Genomic DNA, 7,620 nt, shown 5'->3' on the forward strand with positions numbered 1-7,620 from the left:
TTGTTTTTATTATATAACAGAGATTAATACAGTGCAACACGTTTTTTTAAAATTTCATCTGTATTAGTACACAATATAAAACAGCCCTTGACCCGTTGTGGATCAAGAGCTGCTTTCAAAATCTCTCGCTTATTACTTCGGTGCGATCTTGTCTACTCCGCCCATGTACGGACGAAGAGCTTCTGGAATTACAATTGTTCCATCTGCCTCTTGGTAGTTCTCCAAGATTGCTGCTACTGTACGTCCAATCGCCAAACCAGAACCATTCAATGTATGCACAAATTCCGGCTTCGATTTCGTATCGCGACGGAAACGGATATTGGCACGGCGTGCTTGGAAATCTTCAAAGTTCGAGCAAGACGAGATTTCACGGTATGTGCCGCCGCTTGGAATCCAAACTTCCAGGTCGAATTTCTTCGCAGCCGTAAATCCTAGATCACCTGTGCACATGCTCAGGACACGGTATGGCAGTCCAAGCAGTTGAAGCACCTTCTCAGCGTTTTTCACCAGTTTGTCGAGTTCATCATAAGACTCTTCTGGTTTCACGAATTTCACCAGCTCAACTTTGTTGAATTGATGCTGACGAATCAACCCACGCGTATCACGACCGGCAGAACCCGCTTCCGAACGGAAACATGCGCTGAAAGCAGTGTAGTAGCGAGGGAGATCCGCTCCATCCATGATTTCATCACGATGCATATTGGTGACTGGCACTTCAGCGGTTGGTATCAGGAAGTAATCTGGTCCCTCGATTTTGAATGCATCCTCTTCGAACTTAGGCAATTGGCCCGTTCCCGTCATGCTCGTACGGTTGACGATATACGGTGGAATTACTTCTTCATAGCCATGCTCATTCGAGTGCAAATCCATCATGAAGTTCATCAGTGCGCGCTCCAGACGTGCCCCCAAGCCTTTATAGAAAACAAAACGGCTTCCTGTTACTTTTGCCGCGGTTTCAAAATCGAGGATGCCTGCTTGGCTAGCCAGCTCCCAGTGAGGCTTAATCTCGAAGTCAAATGTGCGTGGCTCTCCCCATGTCCAAGCGATCACGTTATCGTCTTCTGTCGTACCGATCGGCGTGCTCTCATGCGGCAGGTTCGGGAGGCTCAGCAAAATGAACTCCAGCTGCTCATCCAGTTGTCGCAGCTCTTCATCCAAAGCCTTGATGCGCTCGTTTACTTCTTTCATTTCAGCGATCAGATGGTCTGCATTTTCCTTATTGCGTTTCATAACCGCTACTTGCTCGGATACCGTGTTACGCTTATTTTTCAGTGCTTCTGCTTCTTGAATGACTTCGCGACGCTTTTCATCTACTTCTACGAATTGATCCAACGCAGAAATATCTTCATTGCGGTGAGCCAAACGGCGTTTTACTTCTTCTAAATCCTGGCGTAGTACTTTTACGTCCAACATGTATAAATCCCTCCGAATCATATTAAAAAAAACAAAAAACACCCATCCCCTGGTAAGGGACGAGTGTTGTATACCCGCGTTGCCACCCTCGTTGACACATGCAGCAATTCTTTATGCATATGCCCACTCTTCCGTCATAACGGGACGGTTCCGGGCAAAGTTGCTGTTCCTTTGCCACTCCGAGATGGATTCCTTCACATAACCGGATCGGTTTGCACCTACCACCGACTCTCTAGGCCTGGCTCTTGTGAAGTACTTGTTCTCATCATCGCATTCTCATTCATGAATACTATTATTGTTAACTGTACTACAGGTTCTATACGTATGTAAAGAGCAGCCCACCTTGATCTTTACAGAAAAAAGAAGATCGGCGCCTTTATACGGCCGATCTTCCGGTAGGACAGCTAGCTTCTGTATTCCTTGACCATGTCGAGGAAGTATTTGTGCAGTCTTGTATCTTCGGTCAATTCTGGGTGAAAGGCTGCTGCCAAATAGTGACCGTTTCGGGCGACAACAATCTTGTCTTCGTGTTTGGCCAAGACTTGACCGTTCTCTCCCACTTCCATAATATACGGTGCCCGGATGAACACTGCCGGGTAATCTGCCGCCACACCCGCAACAGGCATCAAGACTTCAAAGCTCTCCTTTTGCCGACCAAAAGCATTCCGCTCCACTTTGATATCCATCAAGCCTAAATGGCAATCGTCTTGTCCTTGAATCCGTTTCGCCAGAAGAATCGCTCCTGCGCAAGTTCCGAAGATCGGTTTGTTCGCCTTGCCGAACTCTTGAACCGCCTCCATGAATCCGTACTTGTGCATCAGCTTGCTAATCGTGGTGCTTTCCCCGCCGGGAATAATCAGACCGTCTAGGTCATCCAGTTCTTCTACTTTTTTGACCGGGACAGCTGTAGCACCAACCTCTTCTAGCATTCTCACATGTTCTGCTACAGCTCCTTGTAGAGCGAGTACGCCGATTTTCATGCTACTCACCTTACCAGCCGCGCTCTTGCATGCGATCAGCTTCACGAATTTTGGAGATTTCGATTCCTGGCATTGCCGTCCCCAAGCCTTTGGATACGCGAGCAATCAGTTCGTAATCCGTGTAGTGGGTGGTCGCTTCCACAATCGCTCGAGCAAACTTCTCTGGATTCTCTGATTTAAAGATACCAGAGCCAACAAACACGCCATCGGAGCCCAGTTGCATCATCAGGGCAGCATCTGCTGGTGTTGCTACTCCACCTGCTGCGAAGTTTACGACTGGCAGCTTACCTGTTTTGTGTACCTCTTCAAGCAGCTCGTATGGGGCACCCAGGTTCTTGGCTTCCGCCATCAGTTCATCGTAGGACATCGCTTGCACTTTGCGAATTTGGGACATCATTGTACGCATATGGCGAACAGCCTCTACGATGTTTCCGGTTCCTGGCTCACCTTTTGTGCGGATCATGGATGCACCTTCCCCGATACGGCGGAGGGCTTCACCCAGATCACGGGCGCCACATACAAACGGTACAGTGAACTCTTTTTTATTGATATGATACAAGTCATCTGCCGGAGTGAGCACTTCACTCTCATCGAGATAATCTACACCCAGAGACTCGAGGACACGCGCTTCAACAAAATGACCGATACGAGCTTTTGCCATAACAGGGATGGAAACAGCATTCAGTACTTCCTCTACAATGCTAAGGTCCGCCATACGAGCAACTCCACCAGCTGCACGAATGTCAGACGGCACACGCTCCAAAGCCATTACAGCAACAGCACCCGCTGCTTCTGCAATTTTCGCTTGTTCAGCATTCACGACGTCCATGATGACGCCGCCTTTTTGCATTTCAGCCATACCTCTTTTAACGCGGGACGTTCCTACTTGTACCATTACAAATACCCCCTACATCATGAGTCAGAACCGAAACTGTTATGCGGTGTTATGGTTCCTGTTACCGTCATTGTAAACGATAGATGTAGGGGAAAACAATAGTTATTTAATTTCCTGTGCCACTGCTAAACAAATTGCTGAAAAACTCTATGATGCTGCGGAAGAACAGACGAATCCAGCTGGCTTCCTCTACTGCCTGTCCTGCTACGATATCCACGCCTGCTTTTGCTGCGTCTTCAGGCTGCAAGAAATCCGATTCCTTCATACCTTCTTCTTTCAAAACGATCTTACCGACAACTTGTCCTTGCTGGATCGGTGCGGTCAGCTCCTGGAAGGTAACCGTTGGCGTGTATTTTGCTTCCGTACCGGTTTTTGTGATCATATTTACTTCGCTGCCTGTAACAACTGGTACCGTTACCTCTACACCGTTTTTCACAGGAGCTGTTTCAAAGCCTTTGACTGGTACATTCTTGTCCATTTGTTTTGTAAGTTTGAAATTGCCAAAACCGTAGTCAAACAGTTTTCTCGTCTCAGCAAAACGCTTTGTCTCGGTGCCTGCATTCATCACGACACTAATCAAGCGCATGTTGTCGCGAACAGCCGTACCTGTAAAACAATAACCTGCTGCATTTGTATGCCCCGTTTTTAATCCGTCTACACCTGGGTAATAGCTAATCAGACTAGGCAGCATCCAGTTATAGTTTTTCTTGGTCCACTCATTTGGTGTACCTGTACGGAAGGTGAAGATTGGTTTTTTGGAGGTCTCCAACGCATCCGGGAAATCATGAATCAGCGCACGGGCTAGGATCGCTGCATCACGAGCAGACATCAGGTTTTCTTTTTGATCGGTCTGAACAGAGTATGGACCTAACTCATCGGCTGGCAAACCAGTAGAAGTGACAAACGAAGTATTTTTCATACCAAGCTCTGCTGCCTTTTTGTTCATCAATTCAACAAAGGCTGGCTCACTGCCTGCGATCGTCTCAGCCAAAAGTACAGTAGCATCATTAGCCGATACAATTGCCATCGCTTCGTACAATTGTTTAACCGTAAAGGATTCGCCTAAATTCAAATACACACCAGACGAATCAGAAATTTTAGCGATATAAAACGCATACTCACTTACAGGGACAACATCATCCCATTTCATTTTCTTTTGCTTGATGGCATCATGAACCAGATATTCGGTCATCATTTTACTCATACTCGCAGGAGGAAGTGCTACGTCAGGATCTTTACTATAGAGAACCTTTCCCGTCGATGCCTCAACAAGAATGGCAGACTTCGCTTCCAGTTGTAGATTCGCTTGAGATGCTACAGGGGCAGCTTCCACCTTTGAAACCATTCCTCCCATTGCTGTAGCAAAAACAGCGACAGAAAGGAACAGACCCGTCAATCGCTTTGTCCATGTCTTTCGCTTCATGTAATCTCTCACTCTCCTATTTCTGTCGATTTCATTTTTTCGTGAAACAAGCACACAATTGTAAGTGTACCATAGGTTGCATGGTGGCTTGAAGCGAGATTCCCCCTATCTCCATATGTTGGTAGCTAGTAAAAATCCCCTCTCTTTATAAAAGAAAGGGGACGTAGGTCTTCCGTATCATTTTTCGCTTAGGAAATCGAGTAGTTAGGTGATTCTTTCGTAATTTGTACATCATGTGGGTGGCTTTCACGCAAGCCAGCGCCGGTAATGCGAACGAACTGGGAGTTTTGAATCAAATCTTCGATGGTCTTCGCTCCGCAGTATCCCATACCTGCACGCAGTCCACCAATCAACTGATATGTGACATCCGCCAATGGGCCTTTGTATGGAACGCGGCCTTCGATCCCTTCCGGAACGAGCTTTTGTGCGTTCTCTTGGAAGTAACGGTCCTTACTGCCGGCTTTCATCGCGCCAATCGATCCCATTCCGCGATATACCTTGAAACGTCGACCTTGGAAAATCTCGAATTCGCCTGGGCTTTCTTCTGTACCAGCGAACAGACTTCCGATCATGATCACTGAAGCACCTGCACCAATTGCTTTTGGCAAATCACCGGAGTATTTAATGCCGCCGTCGGCAATAATTGGAATATTGTACTCCCGCGCTACCTGTGCACAATCGTAGATCGCTGTAATTTGCGGAACCCCGATACCTGCTACAACACGAGTTGTACAAATGGAACCAGGACCGATACCAACCTTCACCACAGATGCACCAGCTTCGATCAGATCGCGAGTAGCTTGTCCAGTAGCAACGTTTCCTGCGACGATGGTGAGCGTTGGGTATTCTTTGCGAACTGCTTTTACCGTTTCAATTACGCCTTTGGAATGCCCATGTGCCGTATCGATTACTAGAACGTCCACGCCAGCTTGTACAAGTGCTGCTGCACGCTCAAACGTGTCTGCAGATACCCCAACAGCAGCACCACACAGCAAGCGGCCTTGGTTATCTTTTGCTGCATTTGGGTATTGGATTGCTTTTTCAATATCTTTAATCGTAATGAGTCCACGCAGGATGTTGTTCTCGTCCACCAACGGGAGCTTTTCAATCTTATGTTGCTGCAAAATCAATTCTGCCTGTTGCAGTGTAGTACCGACAGAAGCTGTCACCAGATTTTCCTTGGTCATAACCTCTTTGATCTTGATGGAGAAGTCATGCACAAAGCGCAGATCGCGGTTGGTGAGAATTCCAATCAGTTTTTGATTCGCATCGACAATCGGAACACCGGAGATACGATATTTACCCATGAGAGCATTCGCTTCTTCGACGGTATGTTCTTGGGTCAAAGAGAATGGATTGGTAATAACGCCACTTTCAGAGCGTTTTACACGGTCTACTTCGCTTGCTTGTTGCTCGATGGACATGTTTTTATGGATAATCCCGATACCACCCTGGCGAGCCATGGCGATTGCAAGTCCAGACTCCGTTACGGTGTCCATCCCAGCACTGATCAGAGGAATATTCAGCTTCACATTCTCACTCAATTGTACTCGCAAATCAACATCCCTTGGCAAAACCTCAGATTTTGCTGGAATGAGCAATACATCGTCAAACGTTAAGCCCTCTTTAACAAATTTGTCTTCCCGCACAGTTGAAAGCTCCTCTCGGCGAATAGTTTAAGACAGTTTAACAAACGGCTTAATTTACTGTCAAGAAATGAGTATATCGTTCGGTTATAGAACTTATTAGACAGATAAATCAAAAAACAATTAGGGAAACTTAACCATATTACGAAAATTGGTAAAGGTGGGTATCATGGATAACGCTTGGAAAACATTACGCTATTTTGAAACAGAACCAACCGCACGTAAATATTTGGCTGCCTGCTATCATGACATGGGTATTGAGCATTCCGAGCGACTAGCATTTCAACAAAGCTCGCGTTTCCTGTATCTCTGGAGACAAGCCAGACATTTTTATTCCTCTTCCGCTGTTGTTGAATTGTCGATCCAGCCATTGCTGCTGTTTTATGGCTGCTCTCACTTGTTGAAGGCGATGTTATTGACTCGTGATCCGTATTATCCCCAAAACAGTCGTGTTCTGCAACATGGTGTCACGACACGAAAGCTTAAACGAAACGCCTATATGTTAATGGAGGACGAGGTTCGTCCACAAAAGGAAGGGTTTTTTGCGCAATTAGCTCACGCATTCCAGCTTGCACCGTTACAAGACCGCTATTCAGTCCATGACTTATTTTCATCCATCCCTAGCGTGAGCGATAGTTACGGAATTGTTACAGGTAAACCACGTAACTGGTTAACGCCAAAGATTGAGCATATAAGTCAGGATGATTTGGTTCGCATTACCTTTCCTGAAAAAACGGACGGGACATTATCCTATTCAACTGAAACCTTCATCCAGTACATTCGCAGGCTGGCTCCATCTGTTTGCAACTTGGAAAAGCTCTCATGGGAAAATAACAAAAACATAAAGGAATTGACCCTTCCTCAGTGTGCCCTGTCTGAACTGGATCAACACCCGTTATTTCGTTTGCATCAGAACGTCCTGTTCTTTTGGAATGGTTCTGCTTCTTCTCTACCTCTTCCGGAATGGGCCAGCCATTACTTGCTGCTGTATTTACTCAGCATGCTTTGTCGATATGAAACGGAGTGGTGGGGAGAGCTAACGATGTCTCACGGACTTGTTGAGCGATATTTGGTCGAACATTTTTTGGATAATCACATAGGTACCTTTCCCTCGGTTATTCGAAAGCAATTTTACCGAAACCACCAGATACCCCTTCCCTCTTTTCCCTCTGATCCGTATTAACTTTCATGTCACTGCTTTATCTACACGAAAAAACCTTCCTGCCACCATCAGCAAGAAGGTTTCTTTTATTCCCTGAAAAC

Annotated in this window: 6 protein-coding genes and 1 other annotated feature; of the genes, 1 reads left to right on the forward strand and 5 read right to left on the reverse strand. The window is 46.3% G+C overall.

Going from position 1 to position 7,620, the window contains the following annotated elements:
* Positions 1-132: 132 nt before the first annotated feature.
* From serS to guaB, 5 genes are all read right to left on the reverse strand, one after another.
* Positions 133-1,413, reverse strand: a complete 1,281-nt coding sequence (gene serS, locus C7R91_RS09405; protein ID WP_047074346.1) for a serine--tRNA ligase — start codon at positions 1,411-1,413, stop codon at positions 133-135.
* Between the two features lie 52 nt (positions 1,414-1,465).
* Positions 1,466-1,691, reverse strand: a binding site (T-box leader).
* 126 nt (positions 1,692-1,817) lie between these two features.
* Complete coding sequence (gene pdxT / locus C7R91_RS09410; RefSeq protein ID WP_047074344.1) at positions 1,818-2,393, reverse strand: pyridoxal 5'-phosphate synthase glutaminase subunit PdxT; 576 nt, start codon at positions 2,391-2,393, stop codon at positions 1,818-1,820.
* Positions 2,394-2,403: 10 nt separating this feature from the next.
* Positions 2,404-3,288 carry a pyridoxal 5'-phosphate synthase lyase subunit PdxS gene (pdxS, locus tag C7R91_RS09415; RefSeq protein ID WP_012683798.1) on the reverse strand — a complete coding sequence of 295 codons (885 nt, stop codon included), beginning with the start codon at positions 3,286-3,288 and terminating at the stop codon, positions 2,404-2,406.
* 106 nt (positions 3,289-3,394) lie between these two features.
* The gene (locus C7R91_RS09420; RefSeq protein WP_047074341.1) at positions 3,395-4,711 is read right to left on the reverse strand and encodes a D-alanyl-D-alanine carboxypeptidase family protein; all 1,317 of its coding nucleotides are present in this window, start codon (positions 4,709-4,711) and stop codon (positions 3,395-3,397) included.
* Positions 4,712-4,899: 188 nt separating this feature from the next.
* Positions 4,900-6,360, reverse strand: coding sequence for an IMP dehydrogenase (gene guaB, locus C7R91_RS09425; RefSeq protein WP_047074339.1), 1,461 nt, complete (start codon positions 6,358-6,360; stop codon positions 4,900-4,902).
* Positions 6,361-6,526: 166 nt separating this feature from the next.
* Here guaB and C7R91_RS09430 point away from each other — a divergent pair, with 166 nt between their 5' ends.
* On the forward strand, positions 6,527-7,540 hold the full coding sequence (locus tag C7R91_RS09430; RefSeq protein WP_047074337.1) for a YaaC family protein: 1,014 nt from the start codon (positions 6,527-6,529) through the stop codon (positions 7,538-7,540).
* Positions 7,541-7,620 lie beyond the last annotated feature (80 nt).

The sequence above is a fragment of the Brevibacillus formosus genome (assembly GCF_003013405.1).
Lineage (GTDB): Bacteria > Bacillota > Bacilli > Brevibacillales > Brevibacillaceae > Brevibacillus > Brevibacillus formosus.